The 19,738-nt window shown below is 67.9% G+C and carries 19 protein-coding genes; 4 read left to right on the top strand and 15 right to left on the bottom strand.

The window, feature by feature from the left end:
• Positions 1–2 precede the first annotated feature (2 nt).
• The 15 genes from V5F84_RS02370 to V5F84_RS02300 form a co-directional block, all read right to left on the bottom strand.
• A complete protein-coding gene (locus V5F84_RS02370) occupies positions 3–2,327 on the bottom strand; it encodes a putative bifunctional diguanylate cyclase/phosphodiesterase (protein WP_394043247.1) in 2,325 nt (774 codons plus the stop codon).
• 79 nt (positions 2,328–2,406) lie between these two features.
• Positions 2,407–3,156 (bottom strand): SDR family oxidoreductase, encoded by a 750-nt coding sequence (locus V5F84_RS02365; RefSeq protein ID WP_394043246.1) that lies wholly within the window; start codon positions 3,154–3,156, stop codon positions 2,407–2,409.
• A gap of 64 nt (positions 3,157–3,220) precedes the next feature.
• Positions 3,221–4,372, bottom strand: coding sequence for an MFS transporter (locus tag V5F84_RS02360; protein WP_394043245.1), 1,152 nt, complete (start codon positions 4,370–4,372; stop codon positions 3,221–3,223).
• On the bottom strand, positions 4,369–4,554 hold the full coding sequence (ccoS, locus tag V5F84_RS02355; protein WP_394043244.1) for a cbb3-type cytochrome oxidase assembly protein CcoS: 186 nt from the start codon (positions 4,552–4,554) through the stop codon (positions 4,369–4,371). Before ccoS ends, V5F84_RS02360 begins: the two co-directional genes overlap by 4 nt.
• Complete coding sequence (locus V5F84_RS02350; RefSeq protein WP_394043243.1) at positions 4,551–6,752, bottom strand: heavy metal translocating P-type ATPase; 2,202 nt, start codon at positions 6,750–6,752, stop codon at positions 4,551–4,553. Before V5F84_RS02350 ends, ccoS begins: the two co-directional genes overlap by 4 nt.
• 54 nt (positions 6,753–6,806) lie before the next feature.
• Positions 6,807–7,310, bottom strand: coding sequence for a FixH family protein (locus tag V5F84_RS02345; RefSeq protein ID WP_394043242.1), 504 nt, complete (start codon positions 7,308–7,310; stop codon positions 6,807–6,809).
• A gap of 11 nt (positions 7,311–7,321) precedes the next feature.
• Complete coding sequence (gene ccoG / locus V5F84_RS02340) at positions 7,322–8,791, bottom strand: cytochrome c oxidase accessory protein CcoG (protein ID WP_394043241.1); 1,470 nt, start codon at positions 8,789–8,791, stop codon at positions 7,322–7,324.
• Positions 8,792–8,916: 125 nt separating this feature from the next.
• Positions 8,917–9,798 (bottom strand): cytochrome-c oxidase, cbb3-type subunit III, encoded by an 882-nt coding sequence (gene ccoP / locus V5F84_RS02335; RefSeq protein ID WP_394043240.1) that lies wholly within the window; start codon positions 9,796–9,798, stop codon positions 8,917–8,919.
• Positions 9,799–9,802: 4 nt separating this feature from the next.
• On the bottom strand, positions 9,803–9,964 hold the full coding sequence (locus V5F84_RS02330; RefSeq protein ID WP_348845743.1) for a cbb3-type cytochrome c oxidase subunit 3: 162 nt from the start codon (positions 9,962–9,964) through the stop codon (positions 9,803–9,805).
• 3 nt (positions 9,965–9,967) lie between these two features.
• Positions 9,968–10,717 (bottom strand): cytochrome-c oxidase, cbb3-type subunit II, encoded by a 750-nt coding sequence (gene ccoO / locus V5F84_RS02325; protein WP_394043239.1) that lies wholly within the window; start codon positions 10,715–10,717, stop codon positions 9,968–9,970.
• 11 nt (positions 10,718–10,728) lie between these two features.
• Positions 10,729–12,387: a cytochrome-c oxidase, cbb3-type subunit I gene (gene ccoN / locus V5F84_RS02320; protein WP_394043238.1), complete on the bottom strand. Its 1,659-nt coding sequence runs from the start codon at positions 12,385–12,387 to the stop codon at positions 10,729–10,731.
• A gap of 152 nt (positions 12,388–12,539) precedes the next feature.
• Positions 12,540–13,667 carry an ABC transporter permease gene (locus V5F84_RS02315; protein ID WP_394043237.1) on the bottom strand — a complete coding sequence of 376 codons (1,128 nt, stop codon included), beginning with the start codon at positions 13,665–13,667 and terminating at the stop codon, positions 12,540–12,542.
• Complete coding sequence (locus V5F84_RS02310; protein WP_394043347.1) at positions 13,664–14,599, bottom strand: ABC transporter ATP-binding protein; 936 nt, start codon at positions 14,597–14,599, stop codon at positions 13,664–13,666. The genes V5F84_RS02315 and V5F84_RS02310 overlap by 4 nt, the downstream gene beginning before the upstream one ends.
• 62 nt (positions 14,600–14,661) lie before the next feature.
• Positions 14,662–15,630 (bottom strand): HlyD family secretion protein, encoded by a 969-nt coding sequence (locus V5F84_RS02305; RefSeq protein ID WP_394043236.1) that lies wholly within the window; start codon positions 15,628–15,630, stop codon positions 14,662–14,664.
• Entirely contained in the window at positions 15,627–16,304 is a 678-nt protein-coding gene (locus V5F84_RS02300; RefSeq protein ID WP_394043235.1) for a TetR/AcrR family transcriptional regulator, read from the bottom strand. The genes V5F84_RS02305 and V5F84_RS02300 overlap by 4 nt, the downstream gene beginning before the upstream one ends.
• 148 nt (positions 16,305–16,452) lie before the next feature.
• On the opposite strand from V5F84_RS02300, the gene V5F84_RS02295 reads away from it, so the two are divergent.
• The 4 genes from V5F84_RS02295 to croR all read left to right on the top strand — a co-directional run bounded on the left by V5F84_RS02295 (position 16,453) and on the right by croR (position 19,733).
• Positions 16,453–17,865, top strand: a complete 1,413-nt coding sequence (locus V5F84_RS02295; RefSeq protein WP_394043234.1) for an HD-GYP domain-containing protein — start codon at positions 16,453–16,455, stop codon at positions 17,863–17,865.
• Positions 17,866–18,007: 142 nt separating this feature from the next.
• Positions 18,008–18,427 carry a hypothetical protein gene (locus V5F84_RS02290; RefSeq protein ID WP_394043233.1) on the top strand — a complete coding sequence of 140 codons (420 nt, stop codon included), beginning with the start codon at positions 18,008–18,010 and terminating at the stop codon, positions 18,425–18,427.
• Positions 18,428–18,477: 50 nt separating this feature from the next.
• Complete coding sequence (locus V5F84_RS02285; protein WP_394043232.1) at positions 18,478–19,065, top strand: OmpA family protein; 588 nt, start codon at positions 18,478–18,480, stop codon at positions 19,063–19,065.
• Positions 19,066–19,265: 200 nt separating this feature from the next.
• Positions 19,266–19,733 (top strand): 3-hydroxybutyryl-CoA dehydratase, encoded by a 468-nt coding sequence (croR, locus tag V5F84_RS02280; protein WP_394043231.1) that lies wholly within the window; start codon positions 19,266–19,268, stop codon positions 19,731–19,733.
• Positions 19,734–19,738: the final 5 nt, after the last annotated feature.

The following is a 19,738-nucleotide window of genomic DNA, read 5'->3' as shown; positions in this document are numbered from 1 at the left end:
CCTCACCGCCCCCAGAGGTCGCAGACCCGGGCGGCGGCGGTGTCGCGGGTCTCGCGGGCGAGGAACTCGGCCGTGGCGGCGGCCGGCATCGGCCGGGCATAAAGGAAGCCCTGCGCCACCTCGCATCCCCGCTCCCGCAGGAAGCGCGCTTGGCCGACCGTCTCCACGCCCTCGGCCACCACGGACATGCCGAGGTTCTTGCCGAGCTCGATCACGGTGCACACGATGGCGGCGTCGAAGGAATCGCTCTCGGTATCCTGGACGAAGCTGCGGTCGATCTTGATGGTGTCGATGGGCAATTGCTTGAGATGGGTCAGCGCCGCATAGCCGGTGCCGAAATCATCCAGCGCGAGGTTCATGCCGGCGCTGTGCAACTGGCCGAGAATGGGCGCGACGAAATCCGAATTGCGGCCGAGGAACACGGTCTCGGTGATCTCGACGTCGAAATGGCTCGGCGTCACGCCCTCCGCCGCCAGCAGCTCCAGAATCTGGTTGGCAAGATCGCGATGGGTGAACTGGGCCGGCGAGAGGTTCACCGCCACGCGCCCGACCGGATAGCCCAGATCCAGCCATTTGCGCACGTCGCGCGCCACCTGCCGCAGCATGGTGTCGCCCATGAGCAGGGCAAGCTCGGGGTCCTCGAAGGCGGTGAGGAAGCTGTGGGGCTGGAGCACCTGGGTGGTGGAGCGCTTCCACCGCATGAGCGCCTCGAACCCCATCAACTGGCCGGTGACGAGCGACACCTTGGGCTGATAATAGGGCGTGATCTCGTCGCCCGCCACCGCATTGACCAGCGAACGGTTGAGCGAGATGCGCTCGTTCATGGCGCGCCGCATGGAGGGAGCATAGAGCACCGCGCGGTTGCGGCCCTCCTGCTTGGCGGCATAGAGCGCCAGATCCGCATCCTTCATCAGCTCGCCGGGGGCATAATCGGCGTTCGGGCAGGCGGCAAGGCCGATGCTCGCCTTGGTGGAGAGCGAGCGGTCCTGATAGACCAGCGGATGGCGGAAATCGGCGATGATCGCCTGGGACAGGGCCTGCGCCTCCTCCAGCGAGATCGCCCCGCGCAGCAGGATGACGAATTCGTCGCCGCCGAGCCGGGCCACCAGGGCGCGCTCGCCCGCGAGCCGCTCCAGGCGCCGCGCCGTCTCCACCAGCAGGGCATCGCCCGCCGCATGGCCCAGCGTGTCGTTCACGTCCTTCAGCCCGTCCAGGTCCACCAGCAGCAGGAAGATCGCGCCGGGCTTGGTGCGCGCCTCGCGGATCGCCGCATCGAGCTGGGCCTGGAAGGCGGCGCGGTTGGTCAGCCCGGTCAAGGCGTCGTGGCTCGCCGCATAGCGGATCTTCTGCTCGGCGGCGAGACGGTCGGTGATGTCGATGACGCCGGAGACGAGGCACGCCTCGCCGTCGATCTCGATGAAGGTGGCCGCCACCAGGACGCTGCGCAGCTCGCCGTTGCCGAGGCGGATCTTGGTTTCGAAATTGGTCACCGAGCCGTCGCGGATCAGCCGCTCCAGGAACACCCGGCGCGCACCAAGATCGGCATAGATCTGCCACACCGACTGGACGCCGAATTCCTGCGGCTCGCCGCCGAAATAGCTCACGCCGGCGGCGTTGTAGCGCACGATGCGCCCGCTCTCCAATTCGGTGATGAGCAGCGGGATCGGCACCGCCATGAAGGTGCGCTCCAGCAGGCGCTCGCTTTGCGAGAGCACCTCGCGCGCGGCCTTCTGATCCTGGGTCGCGATCCATTCGAGGCGGCTCTGGCGGTTGTTGCGCACCAGCACGAGGATCAGCGCGGCGTTGAGCATCACCACCGCCAAGGCGAGCCCGAGCGCGGTGTCCGATTGCGGCGGCACCCCGAGATAGCCCACCAGCATCAGCACGCTGCACAGCAGGCCGCTCGCGACCGACCAGCGAAACGACACCGGCACCACGAGATAATAGATCGCCGGCAGCAGCAGCACCACGAACAGGGCGATGTCGCTGCGCGAATGCACCAGCACCGCCACCCCGGCAGCCGTGATCCATTGCCAGACGACGATGATCCACTGGACCGCGCGGAAGCTCACGGCGCGGTTGACGAGGGCGGCGCAGGCCAGCGACACCGCGATCAACAGGCACCGGGCGTAGATCGCCTCGAAGAAATGCGACTGTCCCTCGAAGCGCCAATCGCTGAACAGGAACAGCGCGTTGAGGATGGAGGAGAGGAGGAACAGCACGCGGCTGTGCCGAACCAACTCGCCGAAACGCTGGCTCCGGAAGACCTGTTCGCGGATCGGCTCGACGAATTCCCCCGTCAAGGAGTTGAGTCGTCCGTCATCCATCGTCGATCTTGCCGCCTCCCCTTTTCGCTGAATTTATCTCTCAAATGCGACGCAGGGATAGTGAGCCCGAAATGAGCTCCTAGAAATGCGCGAGATATCCGCCATCCACAACCAGAACATGGCCGGTGACATAACTTGCGGCCGGCGACGCCAGGAATACCGCCGCGCCGGCGATTTCTTGCGGCTGCCCCCATCTTCCGAGCGAGGTGCGGCGCGAAAGCCAGTCGCCGATGGCCGGATCCGAGGCCATGGCGGCATTTGCATCGGTGGCGAAATAGCCCGGCGCGATGGCGTTGACCGTGACGCCGCGCGGCCCGAACTCGGCGGCCAGCGCCCGCGTCAGGGCCTCCAGCCCGCCCTTGGCGGCGGTATAGGCGGCATCGCCCGAGCGCGCGATCGGCCCGGCGATGGAGGTGATATTGATGATGCGGCCGCTGCCGCGCGCCGCCATGCCGCCCGCGACCGCCCGCATCAGCCGCGCGGGGGCGATCAGGTCCACGTCGATCAGGCGCTGGAACGCCGCGTCGTCCAGTTCGAAGAACGGGCGGCGGTCGCGGGCGCCGGCATTGTTCACGAGGATGTCCACCGGCGGCGCTTCCTCCAGCGCGTGGGCGACCGTGGTGGCGTCGGAAATGTCGAACGGCAAAAGGCTCACCTTGCCGAAATCGGCGAGGCGGGCGGCGGCGGCCAGCAGGCGGGAGCGATCGCGCCCGTTGAGCAGCACATGGGCGCCCGCCTGCGCCATGCCCTTGGCGATTTCAAACCCGAGCCCGGCGGCGCTTCCCGTGACCAGGGCCGTGCGCCCGGCAAGCGAAAAAAGCTGAGACATGCCGCGCTCCCGACGTACCGTCACAGGAGCCTTGGCAGATCCCTTCGGTGTTCACAAGTCGACGCTAGAGCAATCTGCCCGCGAGCACGGCACCGAGAATCGCCGAGAGGAACAGGGCGCCGTCATGCAGGGCGAGCCCAAGGCGCGAGGGCGCGCCCTTCTGGTAGATCCAGCCGGTGCAGCCGATGGTGGCGAGCGACCAGCCGGCGCCCACCAGGATCAGCGCCACGGTCCAGCCCCAGGTTTCCGCCGAGAGGCGCGCCGGCAGCAGCGCGCTCGCGGCGGGCAGGGCGAGCGCCAGCACCACCAGGGCGAGCCCTCCAAGGGCAAGCGGACGCGGCGCGAGGCGCGCGCCGAAATAGGCCAGCGGGGCGGCCGGCGCATACATGGCGGCGACATGCAGGGCGATGAAGCCGAACACCGCCCCCTCGCCGATGCCGCAGCCGAGCAGCGCCAGGGGCGCCTGCGCCATCAGCAGGCTCATGCCGAGCCACGCCAGCGCGCCGCAGAGCGTCGGCACCGCGATGGCGCCCAGCGGCAGGGTGAGCTTCTCGCGGAAGCGCGGCGCGGCGTCGGGCGCCATCAGAACAGCGACGGCGAGCGACAGCGTGTGGGCGAGCGCGGCCAGCACCGCCGAGCCGACCAGGAAGAAGGGCGAGAACAGCCATTCGGCGCCCATTGCCAGCAGGGGGCCGGCGAAGGCGGCGAGCAGGCCGCCCGTGAGCACGCCCGCGGCAGCGGCCACCGGACGCCCGGCGGTGGCCGCCGCCTCGTGCCGGTAGAAGAAGGAAAAGCCCTGGGCCATGCCGAGCCAGAGCGCCCCGAGGCACACCCAGGCGAATTGCATCTGCACCAGCCCGACCGCCAGCAAGGCGCCGCCGCCCACGCCGAGCGAGGCGCCGAGGGCAAAGCCGGTGCGGCGGCCGAAGGCATCGCCGAGAAACGAGGCGGGGAAGGAGGCCAGCGCCGCGCCCACCAGCATGGCGGCGAACGGCAGGGTCGCGTAATGGGGATCGCGCGCCAGCGCGGCCCCCGCCAGGGGCAGGATGCCGCTCGCCAGCGTCTGCGCCAGCACCGCGAAGGCAAATCCCAAGGCCAGGGCGAACGGCGGGGCCCGCCGCGCGGCATTGTCATTGGCCGGCGGATCGAACTGGGGATCGCAGATGCACACCAGCATGCCGGCGCGCGGTCCGGGCAGGGGGGTCGCGGGCCTCATGGGCGCGGGTCCCGCTTGGCGGGCGCATGGGGCGTGGCGGGAAGGTCGTCGTCGCTCAGCACGCGGAAGGCGGCGCCGTCCAGATCCTCATACTGGCCGCTCTTGAGGCTCCAGAGGAAGGCGAACAGGCCAATCAGCCCGAGCCCGAGCGCGATCGGCACCAGATAGAGCAGGACCGTCATGCGCGCACCTCCTCCACTGCCGCCAGGGGCGCCTGTCCCGCCGCGGGCCGGCCGGCGCGCAGGGCGTTCAGCGTCACCAGGATGGACGACCCGGACATGGCGAGCGCCGCCACCAGGGGCGTCACATACCCCGCCACGGCCAGCGGCACAGCGATGAAATTATAGCAGATGGCGAGGCCGAGATTCTGCCGCATCAGCCGCCCGGCGGTGCGCGCGCCGTCGAGAGCCGCGAGCACCGGGGCGAGGCGCGGGCCGATGAACACCGCGTCGGCCTGGGCCTGCGTCACCGCCGCGCCGCTGGCCGGGGAGAGCGAGACGTCCGCCGCCGCGAGCGCGGGCGCATCGTTCAGCCCGTCGCCGACCATGCACACGCGATGCCCCGCCGCCTTCAACTTTTCGAGGACCGCGATCTTGTCGGCCGGGCGCAGGCCGCCCTCATAATCGGCAATGCCGAGCCGCGCGGCCACCGGCGCCACCGCCTCCGGCCGGTCGCCGGAGAGAATGCGCACCGCGATGCCGCGCGCCTTGAGGGCGTCCACCACGTCCCGCGCATCGGGCCGCACCTGCTGGGCGATGCCGATGACGAGGCGCGCCGCGCCGAGCCGGAACGCGATCAGCGAACAATCGGCGGGCAGGTCCGAAGGCACGCGCGCATCGCAGAAATCCAGGCTGCCGAGCCGGGCCTCGCCCTCCGGCAGCAGGGTCCGCACGCCCGCCCCGGCCATCTCCTCCACCTCGGCGAAGGGGGCGCCCTGGGCCGAGCGGGCGAGCGCGGTGGCGAGCGGATGGCGGCTCGACAAGGCGAGGCGCGCGGCGAGCGCGAGCGGGCGCGGATCGGCGTCCTGCGGCAGGCGCAGCACGGCATCGGGCAAGGTCAGCGTGCCGGTCTTGTCGAACACCACCGTGTCCACGGGCGCCAGGCGCTCCAGCATGTCGCCGGCATTCACCAGCAGGCCGGCGCGGAACAGCCGCCCGGTCGCCACCACCTGCACCACCGGCACCGCCAGCGCCAGCGCGCAGGGGCAGGTGATGATCAGCACGGCGACCGCGATCATCACCGCGTCATGCACGCTCGCGCCCAGCACCAGCCACAGGATGGCGGAGACGAGCGCGGTCAGATGGACCACCGGCGCATAGAGGCGCGCCACCCGGTCGGCGAGGCGCACATAGGCGCCGCGCGCGCTCAGGGCGCCGTCCAGCAGGCGCTGCACATCGTCGATCAGCGTGCCCTCGCCGCCGGCGGTGACGCGCACGTTCAGCGCGCCGGAGCCGTTGAGACTGCCGGCATAGATGCGCGCGCCGGGGCCGACGAGGCGCGGCAGGGTCTCGCCGGTGATCAGCGCCTCGTCCACCGCCGAGGCGCCGGACACCACCTCACCGTCCGCGCCCACCCGCTCGCCGGCGGCCACCAGCATCATGTCGCCCGCGCCCAGCGCCTGCACCGGCACCAGAACCGGAACCCCGTCGGGCCCAAGGCGATGCGCCATCTCCCCGCGCAAGGCGGCGATATTGCCGGCGACGGCGCGGGTGCGCCGGCGCGCCTCATGGTCGAGATAGCGGCCCGCCAGGAGGAAGAACAGCAGCATCACCGCGCTGTCGAAATAGGCGTGCTCCTTATGCAGCGCGGTTTCCACCACCGACATGCCGAGCGCCAGGATGACGCCCAGCGAGATCGGCACGTCCATGTTCAGCTTGCGGGTGCGCACGGCGCGCAGCGCGCTCTGGAAGAAGGGCTGGCCGGCATAGGCGGCGGCGGGCAGGGCGATGAGGGCGGACAGCCAGTGGAAGAAATCCCGGGTCTCGGGCGTGATGTCGGTGACGTTGCCGGACCAGACCGAGACCGACAGCAGCATCACGTTCATGGCCGCGAAGCCCGCGACGCCCATGCAGCGCAGCAGCCAGCGGGCGCGCCGCGCCTCTTCCTCCTCCACCCGGCCGGCGAAGGGATGGGCGCGATAGCCCAGCGATTCCAGGCGCTGCACCACCTCGGCAGGCGCGCCCTCGCCGCTCCAGGCGACGGTCAGGCGATGGGTGGTGTAGTTCAGCCGCGCATGGACGACGCCGGGCAGGGATTTTACGCCGTTCTCGATGTCGCTGATGCAGGCGGCGCAATCCACGCCGTCCACGGCGAGATTCACTTCGGCGCGGCCCTCCGCGTCACGGGCGAGAAAGATGGAATAATCGACGGCCTCGGCCATGTGCGCAGCACCCGGAAATCACGCGAGCCCCCGCATCGACGTCCGCAGGACGGGCTAATGCAGTTGAACCCGGTTCTTGGACCGGAACAAGCGCTGCCCGCCTTGCGCAAGATCAAGCATCAGATCCCATTGCCCGGCATGGGCGGTGACGGCGCCCGTGTAGCGGCCGCCGCCGATGTCGGCGAGGACGAGGGTGACGTCGCCGCGCGCGTCGGTGGGATGGAACAGGCGCCCCGTCACATCGAGCCCGCTCAAGGGCTTGCCGGCCGCGTCGCGCACGATCAGCACGACGTGACGCGCCTCGCCCCGGCTTTCCACGTCGGCCTCCACGTTCCAGCCGCGCGTCGCCTGCTGGGCGGCGGCCTCCTCCTCGCTGCGGAAGGCGAGGCCTGCCTTGTAGGAGCTTTCGGTCTCCACCCCGCCGAAGGTGGTGACGGCGAACCGGGCCATGACCACGTTCACCCCCACCACCACGCCGAAGAAGGCGAGGATGATCAGCAGCATCATGCGGCCGGTGAGTTCCCGCGGCGGCTTTTCGGCGAGGCCAAGCTGTGCCATCGAATGCTTCCTTACGGCGCGATGAAATGGTCGCTGGCACGGGCGGCGATGCCGGTGGCCGTGTCGCGGATCTCGAATGTCACCGGCAGGGAGGCGCCGGCGTCCAGCTTGTCCTTGGTGGTCACCAGCACGCGCACTTCGCGCGTCTGATCGGGACCGACGAGGAGGGCGTCGTTTTCCGATCCGGCGTCGGTGCCGACCACGGTCAGGCTGGCGCCCGGCACGCCCGAGACCGAGAGCGCGAACGTGCGGTCGTACAGCTTCTTGTTGATCAGCCGCAGCGTATAGGCGTTGCGCAGCGAACCGTCGGACAGGCGCACGAACACCGGATTGCGATCATGGATCGCCGCGAGCCCCTCGGTGGAGCGGTTGACCAGCGTCGCCAGCATCAGCCCGCCGATGCCGCAGATCAGGGCCGCATAGAGGATGGTGCGCATGCGCACGATGCGCCGCACCGGCGCCTCGCCGCGCGCCCGCGCTTCCAGATTGGCTTCCGATTCATAGCGGATCAGCCCGCGCGGACGATGGATCTTGTCCATCACCGTGTCGCAGGCATCGATGCACAGGCCGCACTGGATGCAGTCCAGCTGCAATCCCTTGCGGATGTCGACGCCGGTGGGACAGACATTGACGCACTGGTTGCAGTCGATGCAATCGCCCGCCGGCTTGCCCTCGGCCCGCAGCTGGGCGACCTTCTTGAGCGATCCGCGCGGCTCGCCGCGATCCAGGAGATAGGTGACGTTGAGCGCGTATTCGTCGGTCAGCGCCGCCTGGATGCGGGGCCAGGGGCACATATAGGTGCACACCTGCTCGCGCATGTGGCCGGCCAGCACATAAGTGGTGAAGGTCAGCACCGCGATCGAAATATAGGCGGTCGCCGAGGCCTGGAAGGTGGCAAGCTCACGCACCAGGGTCGGGGCATCGTCGAAATAGAGCACCCAGGCGCCCCCGGTCCACCAGGCGATCAGCAGCCACAGCGTATGCTTGAGCGCCTTGTGGGAGATCTTGTCGATGGTCCAGGGGGCGTTGTCGGCGGCGATGCGCTCGCGGCGGTCACCCTCGATCAGCCGTTCCACGGCCATGAACAGGTCGGTCCACACCGTCTGCGGGCACAGATAGCCGCACCACACCCGGCCTGCGACCGCATTCATGAGGAACAGGATCAGCGCCGCGAGGATCAGCAGGCCGGCCACATAATAGAATTCCTGCGGCCAGATCTCGATGAAGAAGAAATAGAAGCGCCGGGCGGGGAAATCGATCAGCACCGCCTGGTTGGGCGCGTCCGGCCCGCGATCCCAGCGCACGAAGGGGAGGAAATAATAGATGCCGAGCGTGACGATGAGCACGATCCACTTGATGCGCCGGAACGTGCCGTGGACGCTCTGCGGATAGATCGCACGCCGCGCGGCATACAGCGGCGCATCGTCGGCGTCCGGTGCGGCTGGCGGGGGCGCATTGGTCTTGGCGGCGGGAACGGTCATCACATCACTGATCTTTTGCCCGCCCCCGTGGGGAAAGGCGTGGAAAAGGAGGGTCGCATGCCCTCACGCGCGAAGCCCCTCCGCCGGGCGGCCCGAAGCCGGCGCCGGCGGAGGGGACGGCTTTGCTACTGGCCGCCGCCCAGGGTGTGGACGTAGACCGTCAGGGCCTTGATGGTGGTGGGCGACAGGCGCGCCCCCCAGGCCGGCATCACGCCGCCCCGGCCGTAGGTGATGGTCTGGACGATGGTCGCCTTGTCGCTGCCATACAGCCAGATGCCGTCGGTCAGGTTCTTGGAGCCAAGCTCCTGGTTGCCCTTGGCATTCTCGCCGTGGCAGACGGCGCAATTGGCCTTGAACACCGCCGCGCCCTTCTGCACGCTCGGCGTATCCGCCGGCACCAGGCCCGACAGCGAGCGCACGAAATCCGCAGCATCGGAGATTTCGGTCTTCGAGAGCACGGCGCCGAACGGCGTCATGTTGCCCTGGTGGCCGAGATCGTCGCCCGAACGGATGCCGTGGGTGATGGTTTCCTGGATCTGCTCCAGCGTGCCGCCCCACAGCCAGTCGTCGTCATTGAGGTTGGGGAAGCCCTTGGCCCCGCCGCCACCGGCGCCGTGGCACGGCGCGCAATTGTCGGCGAAGGCGACCCGCCCTTCCGCCCGCGCGAGCGCCAGCAGATCCGGGCTCTTCTCGATGTCCTGGAGCGAGGCGGTGGCCAGCCTCTCGGACGTGGCGGCGCGCAGCGCCCGCAGGTCCGCCAGCTGGCCCTGCACCGCCTGGCGCGAGTTCCATCCCAGCAATCCCGGCGTATAGCCGGAGATCAGCGGCCAGGCCGGGAAGGCGATCCAATAGCAGACCGCCCAGAAGATGCAGGCATAGAAGGTCCACAGCCACCAGCGCGGCAGCGGATTGTTGAGTTCGCGGATGCCGTCCCATTCGTGGCCGGTGGTGACGGTCCCGCTCGCGGCGTCCACGTGCGCGTCATGGCTCTCGTGTGCGGTGCTCACGGGATCAATCCTCCTTCAGCGGAATTTGGGCGGCTTCGTCGAAGTTCTTCTGCATCTTCTTCGAAGGCCAGAAGGCGTAGACAATCACACCGACGAAACCGAGGAAGAACAGCATCAGCCCCCAGGTCTGCGCGAAGGACGCCAAGAACATATAGATGTCACGCATGGCTCACCTCACGTTCGCCTTGTCGTCGTAGAGCTTGAAGTCCACGAGCGTGCCGAGCATCTGGAGGTAGGCGATCAGGGCGTCGGCTTCGGTCAGCTCCCCCGGATTGCCGTCGAAATCACGCACCTGCGCCTTGGGATAGCGCTTCTGGAGCGCGTCCATGTCGTCGGCGTCGGTGGTGGACTGGGTCTTCAGGTCGGCCTGCGCATTGGCGATCATCTCGTCGGTGTAGGGCACGCCCTCCACGCGCAGGACCTTCATGTCGTCGGCGATATGCTTGGCGTCGAGCTTGTTGTGCGCGAGCCAGGGATAGCTCGGCATGATCGAGGCCGGCACCACGGAGCGCGGATTGTTCAGGTGCTCAAGCTGCCAGAGGTCCGAATACTTGCCGCCGACGCGGGCGATATCCGGCCCCGTGCGCTTGGACCCCCATTGGAACGGGTGGTCGTACATGCTTTCCGCCGCCAGCGAATAATGGCCGTAGCGCTCCACCTCGTCGCGCAGCGGGCGGATCATCTGGCTGTGGCAATTGTAGCAGCCCTCGCGCAGGTAGATGTTGCGCCCCGCCAGCTCCAACGGCGTATAGGGGCGGACGCCATCCACCTTCTCGATGGTGCTCTTGAGGTAGAACAGGGGCACGATTTCCACGAGGCCGCCGATGGAGATCACCACCAGCACCCCCAGGAGCAGGATCAGCGAGTGCTTCTCGAAGATCGCGTGCTTGCTCCAGATCGAAGCGGTCTTGGTCGACATCTCTATCTCCGTCATTCGGCGGGAGCGAGCGCGGCGCCGGTGGTCTCGGCGACCGTCTCCGGCGAGCGGATGGTCATGATCACGTTCCACGCCATGATCAGCGCGCCGATCAGGAACAGGATTCCGCCCAGCGCCCGGATCACATAAAGCGGGTGCATGGCCTCGACCGTTTCGATGAAGGAATATTCAAGGAAGCCGAGCGAGGTATAGGCCCGCCACATCAGGCCCTGGAGGATGCCGGCGACCCACATCGAGGAGATGTAGAGCACGATGCCCAGCGTCGAGATCCAGAAGTGCCAGTTGATGGCCTTCACCGAATACATGTCCTTCTTGTTCCACAGCCAGGGCACCAGGCAGTAGATGGCGCCGAAGGAGATGTAGGCGACCCAGCCGAGCGCGCCGGAATGCACGTGGCCGATGCCCCATTCGGTGTAGTGGCTGAGCGAGTTGACCGCCTTCACCGACATCATCGGGCCCTCGAAGGTGGCCATGCCGTAGAAGGCGACGGACACCACCATCATGCGGATGACCGGGTCGGTGCGCAGCTTGTCCCAGGCCCCCGAGAGGGTCATCAGGCCGTTGATCATGCCGCCCCAGGAGGGCATCCACAGCATGATGGAGAAGGTCATGCCCAGGGTCTGCGCCCAGTCCGGCAGCGCCGTATAGTGCAGGTGATGCGGGCCGGCCCAGATGTAGAGGAAGATCAGGGCCCAGAAGTGCACGATCGACAGGCGGTAGGAATAGACCGGCCGGTTCGCGCGCTTGGGAATGAAGTAATACATCAGCGCCAGGAACCCGGCGGTCAGGAAGAAGCCCACCGCGTTATGGCCGTACCACCATTGCACCATGGCATCCTGCACGCCCGACCACAGGATGTAGGACTTGGGCGAGAACACCGAGACCGGGATCGCGGCATTGTTGCCGAGATGCAGCACGGCGATGGTCAGGATGAAGGCGAAGTAGAACCAGTTCGCCACATAGATATGCGGCTCCTTGCGCTTCAGCACCGTGACCAGGAACACGAGGAAATAAGTCACCCACACGACCGTGAGGAACAGGTCGCTGTACCATTCCGGCTCGGCGTATTCCTTGCCCTGGGTGATGCCCAGAAGGTAGCCCGTGCCCGCGATGACGATGAACAGATTGTAGCCCCAGATCACGAACCAGGGGGCAAGATCGCCCGCGAGGCGCGCCTGGGAGGTGCGCTGCACCACATAGAAGGAGGTCGCGATCAAGACGTTGCCGCCGAACGCGAAGATCACCGCCGAGGTGTGCAGCGGCCGCAGCCGGCCGAACGAGGTCCAGGGCAGGTCGAAGTTCAGCAGCGGGAACGCCAGCTGTAGGGCGATGATGACGCCCACCAGGAAGCCCGCGATGCCCCAGAACACGGCCAGCAGCGTGCCGACCTTCACCGGGCCCATATTGTAATTGGGCTTTCCGTCGATGGTTTGCGGCGGAAGTTCGGCATCGCGATCCATGTAGCGATTGCCGATGGCGAACACCGCAGCGACGCTTGCCGCTGCGAACACGAAGGCATGGAAGGCATAGGCCGAAGTGTGGGCCTTGGCGGCCACCACAACGGCGAAGAAAGCGAAAAGCGAGAACACGATCAGGAGACCAAGTTCCCCAAATGTCATGCTCTTCGTGGTCGGTGTCTGGACAATGGACATTGGGCACCCCTTGCGCGGGGGCGGTGCAAACCCGCCCTGCAAGCCTTAGCCGCAACATGGGCCGGGAATGCTCTTTCTCCTTGATACAGGTCAAAGCTACGGGATCACCCGGATGCCCCATTGCCGCACCCGTGGCGAAAAGGCGGCGCCGATCAGTCTAAAGTCTGGCGGAAACGGGCGACCGCAATGCCCATGGCGATCAGCATCAGCAGGGCCAGGATCGCGATGTCGAGTTGCAGGTCCGCGAAGGTGGACGCCTTCAGCAAGATGCCGCGCACCATCCGCAGGTAGTGGGTGAGCGGCAGGCATTCGGAGATCCATTGCGCCCACAGCGGCATGCCGGCGAAGGGAAACATGAAGCCCGAGAGCAGGATGTTCGGCAGGAAGAACATGAACGACATCTGCACCGCCTGGAGCTGGTTTTGCGCCAGGGTGGAGAAGGTATAGCCCACTGCGAGATTGGCGGTGATGAACAGCAAGGTCACGATGCACAGCAGGAGCAGCGAGCCTTCCACCGGCACGCCGAACAGCACCACGCCGGCGCCGAGGATCAGCACCGCCTGGAGCACCCCCACCAGCACATAGGGAATGATCTTGCCGAGCATGATCTCCACCGGGTGGATCGGCATGGAGAGCAGGCTTTCCAGCGTGCCGCGCTCCACCTCCCGCGTCACCGACAGAGCGGTGAAGATCAGCATGGTCATGGTGAGGATGGTGCCGAGCAGGCCCGGCACGATGTTCAGCTGGGAGGTGCCGGCGGGATTATAGCGCCGGTGCTGGACGATCTCGAACGGCATCGCGCCGACGGCATCCACGAAGCGGATCTGCTTGAGCGCCGTGCCGACGATGCCCGCGAGCGCGCCGAGCGCATTGCCCGCCGCCACGGGATCGGTGGCATCCGCCGCGACCAGGAGCTGGGGATCCTCGCCGCGCCGCAGCGCCCGTTCGAAGCCGGCGGGAATCTCCACCAGGAACAGCACCTCCCCGCCACGCACCAGATGCTCGGCTTCCGCCTCGCTCTGCGCCTCGCGGGTGAAGGCGAAGAAGGCTGTATTGCGCAGGGCGGCAAGGATCGCCCGCGTCACCTCGTTGTTCTCGTGGCTGAACACCGCCGTCGGCAGATGGCGCGGCGTGGTGTTGATGGCATAGCCGAACAGCACCAGTTGCAGCAGCGGGATCATGATCATGGTGGCGAATGTCACCCGGTCGCGCCGCAGCTGGATGAATTCCTTGCGCACCATGGCGGAGACGCGGCGGAAGAAGCCGGGAATGGCGATCATCGCAGCGCGTCCTTGGACCGGCTCATGAGGTCGATGAACACATCCTCCAGCGTCGGGGCGTCCTGCTGGAAGGAGAGGTCCGGCCGCGCGCGATAGGGGGCGAGCGCGGCATCGAGCCCGTTCAGGTCGCGGCCGGAAATGTGCAGGCGATTGCCGAACGGCGCCACCATGTCCACCCCGGGCGTGGTTTCCAGCGTGCGCGCCAGCACCGCCATGGTGCGGCCGGGATCGGCGCCGCCCACCGCCTCAACGGTATAAGTGGAGAGGCCGGAGGCGGCGATCACGTCCGGCACCCGCCCTTCCGCCAGCAGATGGCCATAGGCGATGTATGCGATCTCATGGCAGCGCTCGGCCTCGTCCATATAATGGGTGGAGACCAGCACGGTCAGTCCCTCGGCGGCCAGCGCGTGGATCTGCGACCAGAATTCCCGCCGCGCCTGGGGATCGACGCCGGCGGTGGGCTCGTCCAGCAGCAGCAGTTCGGGCGAGGGCAGGATGCAGGCGCCGAGCGCGAGGCGCTGCTTCCAGCCGCCGGACAATTCCCCGGCGAGCTGTTTTCCGCGCCCTTCCAGGCCGAGGCGTTCCAGCGCCTGCTGGGCGGCGCGCTCGGGCTTCGGCACGCCGTAGAGGCGAGCGACGAATTCCAGGTTCTCGCGCACCGAGAGGTCGGCATAGAGCGAGAATTTCTGCGTCATGTAGCCGACATGGCTGCGGATCTCGCGGGCCTGGGTCAGGATGTCGAGGCCGAGGCAGGTGCCGCGCCCGGCATCCGGGGTCAGCAGGCCGCAGAGCATGCGGATGGTGGTGGTCTTGCCCGAGCCGTTGGGCCCGAGGAAGCCGTAGATCTGCCCCTTGCGCACGCGCATGGAGAGATCGTCCACCACCACCCGGCTGCCGAAGGATTTGCGCAGGCCCTCCACCTCGATGACGATCGTGCGGCCGTCGCCCTCGTCCGGGGAGGGCGCGGGGGCCGGCGCCGTGGGGCCGCCCGCGCTCACCGCGCCGGTCCCGCCAGGGTCACCGTGACCGGCTGTCCCGGCCGGGCGGCGGAGGGATCGCGCGGGCGCGCCTCCACCAGATAGACCAGCTTGGCGCGCTCCTCGCGGCTGTAAATCACCGGCGGGGTATATTCGGCGGCATCGGCGATGAAGGACACATCGGCGGTGAGCGGCGGGCAATGGTCGCACGACACCGCGACCGGGGCGCCGAGCACGATCTTGGCCAAGGCCGCCTGGGGCACGAAGAAGCGCACCTTCACCAGCCCCGGCGGCAGGAGCGAGGCCACCGGCCGCCCCTCGGGCACCAGTTCGCCCACGCGATAATAGAGCGTCTGCACCGTGGCGTCGGACGGCGTCTTCAGGGCGCGGCGGTCGAGCCGGATCCGGGCGGCGTCGCGATTGGCCCCAGCCTGCATCACCGCCTGCTGGGCGGCGGCGATATCCTCGTCGCGCGAGGCGATGCGGGCATTGTCGATCTGGCGGCGGATCTCGTCCAGGCTCGCCAGGTTCTGGTCGTATTGGTGCTGGGCCGTGTCCAGGTTCGCCTGGGAGGAGGCGCCCTTCGGCACCAGGGTCTTCTGGCGCTCCAGCTCGATGCGCGAGAGATCGAGCGCCGCGCTCGCCCGGCGCTGGGAGGCATCGAGAATGGCGATTTCCTCCGGCCGCTGCTGGGCCGCCTTCGCCTTGTCCAGCCGCGCCTGGGCCTCGCCCAACGCGGCGACGGCGGCGGCAAGGTCCGCCTTCTGGACATCGTTCTCCACGGTCGCGATCACGGAACCGGCCTTCACCGCGCTGCCCTCGGCCACCGGCAAGGTCAGCACGCGTCCCGCCTCCTGCGGACCGATGAACAGCAGGTCGCCTTCCACATAGCCGGTGAACTGGTTGTCGGGCGGCGCCGAGCAGCCGGCGAGGGCGACCAGCGCCGCCGCGACGAAGAGCGAAAGGCGCGCGAGGGCGGGCTTCATGCGTCCGTGCTCCCGAGGCCGCGCAGCAGCACGTCCCTGTAGGTTTGGATGAAGGCGCGCACGTCCAGCGGCTCGATATGCGCGAACAGGCTGTTCCAGACCAGCGACGTCATGGCGGGGGCGATCACGATCTGCGGGAAGCGGACGGCGGCGTCGGAGGTGATCTCGCCGCGCGCAAGACCGCGCTCGGCGATGGCGCGGATCAGCGCCACCCCCCGTGAAACCACCTCGCGGTGGTGGAACGCCGCAAGTTCCGGGAAGCGCGGGCCTTCCGCGATCATCAGCAGCAAGATAGCCCGTGGCGGCCCCTCGACGATGCGCGAGATCAAGATTTCCGAAATCGTGTGCAGCAGCTCGCGCGTGGTGCCCTGATAGGCGGGTAGCAGGGCCGCCGCATCGCTCAGCACCGGCGCCACCGTGGCTTTCACTACCGCCTCGAACAGCGCCTGCTTGTCGGGGAAATAGAGATAGAGCGTGCCCTTCGCGATTCCGGCGGCGCGGGCCACATCCTCCAGGCGGGTGGCGGCATAGCCATGCTCGGTGAATTGCGCCAGCGCCGCCGCCAGGATCGCCGCCTGGCGCGCCTCGCGCTGGTCCGGGCCGTTGGCCGCGCCGGCACGGCGGCGCTTCGGGGGCGGAGCGGAGGGGGCGGCGGGACGGGCGCGATCGGGCATTTCGCACCATACCGAAATATGACTGACGAGTCAGTCATATTTTACTTCACGCTCGCATCCAGCCCGACGCAGGCTCCATCTCCTATGGGAACGCGTAAACTCGATCCGCGTTATGCTGAAAAGCGCGACACTCAGGTAAGATCGGCAGATGCAGTCCCTTAAGCCGCGGAACAAGGGTCCCGCGCCGACCCTCACCCCGCTGCCCGAGGCGGCCGGCATCCCCCTGTCCGAACTGCTCGGCGCCCTGAGCTTCGCCCTGGACCTTACGGAGGGCCAGCCGGAGGGCCATTGCGTCCGCGCCTGCTGGATCGCCCTTGCCATCGCCCGACAGATCGATCTGCCGCGCGAAGGCACCTGGGAGCTGTATTATACGGTGCTGCTAAAAGATCTCGGATGCAGCAGCAATGCCGCCCGCCTGTGCGACCTGTATCTGGCCGACGATTTGGCCTTCAAGCGCGGCTTCAAGAAGGTCAGCGGCCTGCCGCAAATCCTGTCCTTCATCGTCGGCCAGACCGGCGCTGGCGCCCCGCTCGCACAACGCGTCGCCCAATTGGCCCATGTGGTGCGGCGCGGCAAGGCCGCGGCCCGTGATCTCATCGAGACCCGGTGCCACCGGGGCGCGCTGATCGCCCGCCGCATGCGCTTTCCCGAGCCGGTGGCCGCCGGCATCGCCGCCCTCGACGAGCATTGGGATGGTGGCGGCCTGCCCGGCGGGATGCGGGGCACGCAGATTCCGCTTTATGCGCGCATCGCGCTCCTCGCCCAGGTGGCGGACGTGTTCCATGCCGGCGCCGGCCCCTTGGCGGCGCTCGAGGCGGTCCGCAGCCGCGCGGGTCACTGGTTCGACCCCAGCCTGACCCGCGCCTTCGAGGACGCTGCACAGTATCCGGGCTTCTGGGATGCGCTCCGGGCGCCCGATCTGGCGCAGCATCTGTTCGCGCTCGAACCGGCCCAGCGGGTGACCGTCGTGGACGAGCGGTTCCTCGACGACATCGTCCACGGCTTCGCCAGCGTAATCGATGCCAAGAGCCCGTTCACCGCCGGGCACAGCGAGCGGGTGGCCCTGGTTTCGAACGCGATCGCGGCCGAGCTCGGGATCGGCGCGGAGCACCGCCGCTGGATACGCCGCATGGCGCTGCTGCACGACATCGGCAAGCTCGGGGTCAGCAATCTCATTCTCGACAAGCCGGCGGCGCTGACGCCCGACGAACGCGCCGCCATGGAGCGCCACGCCAGCTATACCGGCGAGGTCCTCAGCCGCATATCGGCCTTCCGCGCCTTTGCGCCGATCGCCGCGGCCCATCACGAGCGGCTGGACGGCAAGGGCTATCCGCTCGGCTTGCGCGGCGATGAAATTGCTCTTGAAACACGCATTTTGACCGTGGCGGATATTTTCGATGCCCTTTCCGCCGATCGGCCCTACCGCGCGGCGATGCCCATGGCGCAGGCGCTCGACATTTTGCGGCAGGGCGCGGGTACCGTCGTCGATCCCCATTGCCTCGCCGCACTGGAGGCGGTGATCGGCCGCAGCTCAGAAGCGGACTTCCGTAAGGGCACATAGGAGCCGACGCGCGGCCCGTCGTGTGCACCGCAACCACATGAAAAACTGGCGGTCTTGCCTGAAATCGGCTCCGATTGGCCTGTTGGGGGCACTTCGGTTCTGCTAAGCCGGATCCTCCCCAAGGGGCAAGGGAGAACGGATGATGACGCGCATTCGAGTGATGCTGGCGGCCGCTCTGCTGGCAGGTTCGGTGGTGAGCGCAAGCGCGCAGACCATCAGCTACGCCGACGCGGCCGGGCTGCTGGCGCAAAGCTGCGGCAAGGATATCGAAACCCTCTGCAAGGGCGTCAATCTCGGCAATGGATTGATCCGCCAGTGCCTGGACGCGAAGGCCGACAAGGTCTCGGCCCAGTGCAAGTCGGACTATGCCAAGGTGATGGTGTCGATCGAGAAGCGCGTGGCCGCGCAGCAATCGATCCTCAAGGTCTGCAATGCGGACGCCGCGCGGCTGTGCCAGGGCATGGTCATGGGCGACGGCAATCTGCTGTCCTGCCTGCTGGAGGCCACAAAGGTGGTTTCGCCGGCCTGCAACCAGACCATCACCGACGCCGGCTTCCGCTGAGCGCCGCGCCGAGCCCATAACCGAGATCCATTCATAGAAGGACGACAACCATGACGTCGCCTCTGATCCGCCTCGCTCTGGCCGCCGGTCTCGCCCTGTCGGTGACCCCCGCCCTTGCCCAGACGGACCTTTCCAACGCGCAGATCGTCGACGGCCTGAAGGGCCTGACCGACAATGCGCCGGGCATCAGCGCCGAACTGCTCAAGCAGCAGGCGCAACAGAACATGGTGAAGTTCCCGGGCGACAAGATCGTCCCGCCGCCGCTGGTGCTCAGCCTCGACAAGCTGGCGCAGATCACGGTGCAGATCCAGTTCGACTTCAACTCGGCGATGATCCTCCCCTCGTCCTACCGGACCCTGGGCTCGATCGCCGACGCGCTGCACAATCCCATTCTCCAGGGCTACAAATTCCTGGTCGTGGGCAATACCGACGGCGTCGGTTCGCGCGAATACAATCTGAAGCTCAGCCAGGAACGCGCCGACGCCATCGTCGCCGCGCTCACCACCGTGTTCAACGTGGCGCCCAACCGGCTCCAGGCGGTCGGCCTCGGCAAGGAAGCGCTTCAGGACACCAAGAACCCCGACGCCGCGGTGAACCGCCGCGTGCAGATCTACAATATCGGCCGCGTGATGCCGTGACGGCCCGCCGCCTCCGGGCGGCGCAGCACATCCGGGCGGCGGCCTCAGGGATCGCCGCCCGCCGGGCCTCTCCCCCGATGGTCGCGCTTGAAACCGGCGCGCTTTGCGATCCTTATGCCTGCCCGCCCCGGAAGAAGGGCGCGCCTCGCCGAGGGCAACCTCGTCCGCAGGCTCCACCGCAGGCACCTAAGGAGACGTTCATGCTGCCCGAGTTGCGCGTGCTGTATTTCGAGGACCTCACCGTCGGCCTGTCGGAGGAGCTGCATAAAACCATCGTCTCCACGGACGTGGTGGGATTCGCCGAAGTGACCGGCGACCGCAATCCGATCCATCTCTCCGAGCATTTTGCCGCCAAGACGCCGTTCGGCACCCGCATCGCCCACGGCCTCTATACCGCCAGCCTGATCTCGGCGGTGCTGGGCACCCGCCTGCCGGGGCCGGGCGCGGTCTATATTTCCCAGACGCTGAACTTCCGCGCGCCGGTGAAGATCGGCGACGTGGTGGTGGTGCGGGTGGAAGTGGCCGAGCTGATCCCCGAGCGGCGCCGCGCGCGCCTCGCCTGCACCTGCAAGGTGGGCGACGAATTGGTGCTGGACGGCGAAGCCTGGGTAAAGGTGCCAGCCAAGGCCGAAAGCGCGCCGAGCCCGCTGCGCCCCGCCGCCGGCTGATGGAA

This window comes from Roseixanthobacter liquoris (genome assembly GCF_043195135.2).
In the GTDB taxonomy this organism is placed as follows: domain Bacteria; phylum Pseudomonadota; class Alphaproteobacteria; order Rhizobiales; family Xanthobacteraceae; genus NCEH01.
Note: the sequence above shows the minus strand (reverse complement) of the source record. Positions and strands in the feature narration are given on the sequence as shown.

Excerpts from the sequence above, each read along its gene's own strand:
- V5F84_RS02370 (WP_394043247.1), bottom strand. The coding sequence starts at position 2,327 with ATGGATGACGGACGACTCAACTCCTTGACGGGGGAATTCGTCGAGCCG.
- V5F84_RS02365 (WP_394043246.1), bottom strand. The coding sequence starts at position 3,156 with ATGTCTCAGCTTTTTTCGCTTGCCGGGCGCACGGCCCTGGTCACGGGA.
- V5F84_RS02360 (WP_394043245.1), bottom strand. The coding sequence starts at position 4,372 with ATGAGGCCCGCGACCCCCCTGCCCGGACCGCGCGCCGGCATGCTGGTG.
- ccoS (WP_394043244.1), bottom strand. The coding sequence starts at position 4,554 with ATGACGGTCCTGCTCTATCTGGTGCCGATCGCGCTCGGGCTCGGGCTG.
- V5F84_RS02350 (WP_394043243.1), bottom strand. The coding sequence starts at position 6,752 with ATGGCCGAGGCCGTCGATTATTCCATCTTTCTCGCCCGTGACGCGGAG.
- V5F84_RS02345 (WP_394043242.1), bottom strand. The coding sequence starts at position 7,310 with ATGGCACAGCTTGGCCTCGCCGAAAAGCCGCCGCGGGAACTCACCGGC.
- ccoG (WP_394043241.1), bottom strand. The coding sequence starts at position 8,791 with ATGACCGTTCCCGCCGCCAAGACCAATGCGCCCCCGCCAGCCGCACCG.
- V5F84_RS02330 (WP_348845743.1), bottom strand. The coding sequence starts at position 9,964 with ATGCGTGACATCTATATGTTCTTGGCGTCCTTCGCGCAGACCTGGGGG.
- ccoO (WP_394043239.1), bottom strand. The coding sequence starts at position 10,717 with ATGTCGACCAAGACCGCTTCGATCTGGAGCAAGCACGCGATCTTCGAG.
- ccoN (WP_394043238.1), bottom strand. The coding sequence starts at position 12,387 with ATGTCCATTGTCCAGACACCGACCACGAAGAGCATGACATTTGGGGAA.
- V5F84_RS02315 (WP_394043237.1), bottom strand. The coding sequence starts at position 13,667 with ATGATCGCCATTCCCGGCTTCTTCCGCCGCGTCTCCGCCATGGTGCGC.
- V5F84_RS02305 (WP_394043236.1), bottom strand. The coding sequence starts at position 15,630 with ATGAAGCCCGCCCTCGCGCGCCTTTCGCTCTTCGTCGCGGCGGCGCTG.
- V5F84_RS02300 (WP_394043235.1), bottom strand. The coding sequence starts at position 16,304 with ATGCCCGATCGCGCCCGTCCCGCCGCCCCCTCCGCTCCGCCCCCGAAG.
- V5F84_RS02295 (WP_394043234.1), top strand. The coding sequence starts at position 16,453 with ATGCAGTCCCTTAAGCCGCGGAACAAGGGTCCCGCGCCGACCCTCACC.
- V5F84_RS02290 (WP_394043233.1), top strand. The coding sequence starts at position 18,008 with ATGACGCGCATTCGAGTGATGCTGGCGGCCGCTCTGCTGGCAGGTTCG.
- V5F84_RS02285 (WP_394043232.1), top strand. The coding sequence starts at position 18,478 with ATGACGTCGCCTCTGATCCGCCTCGCTCTGGCCGCCGGTCTCGCCCTG.
- croR (WP_394043231.1), top strand. The coding sequence starts at position 19,266 with ATGCTGCCCGAGTTGCGCGTGCTGTATTTCGAGGACCTCACCGTCGGC.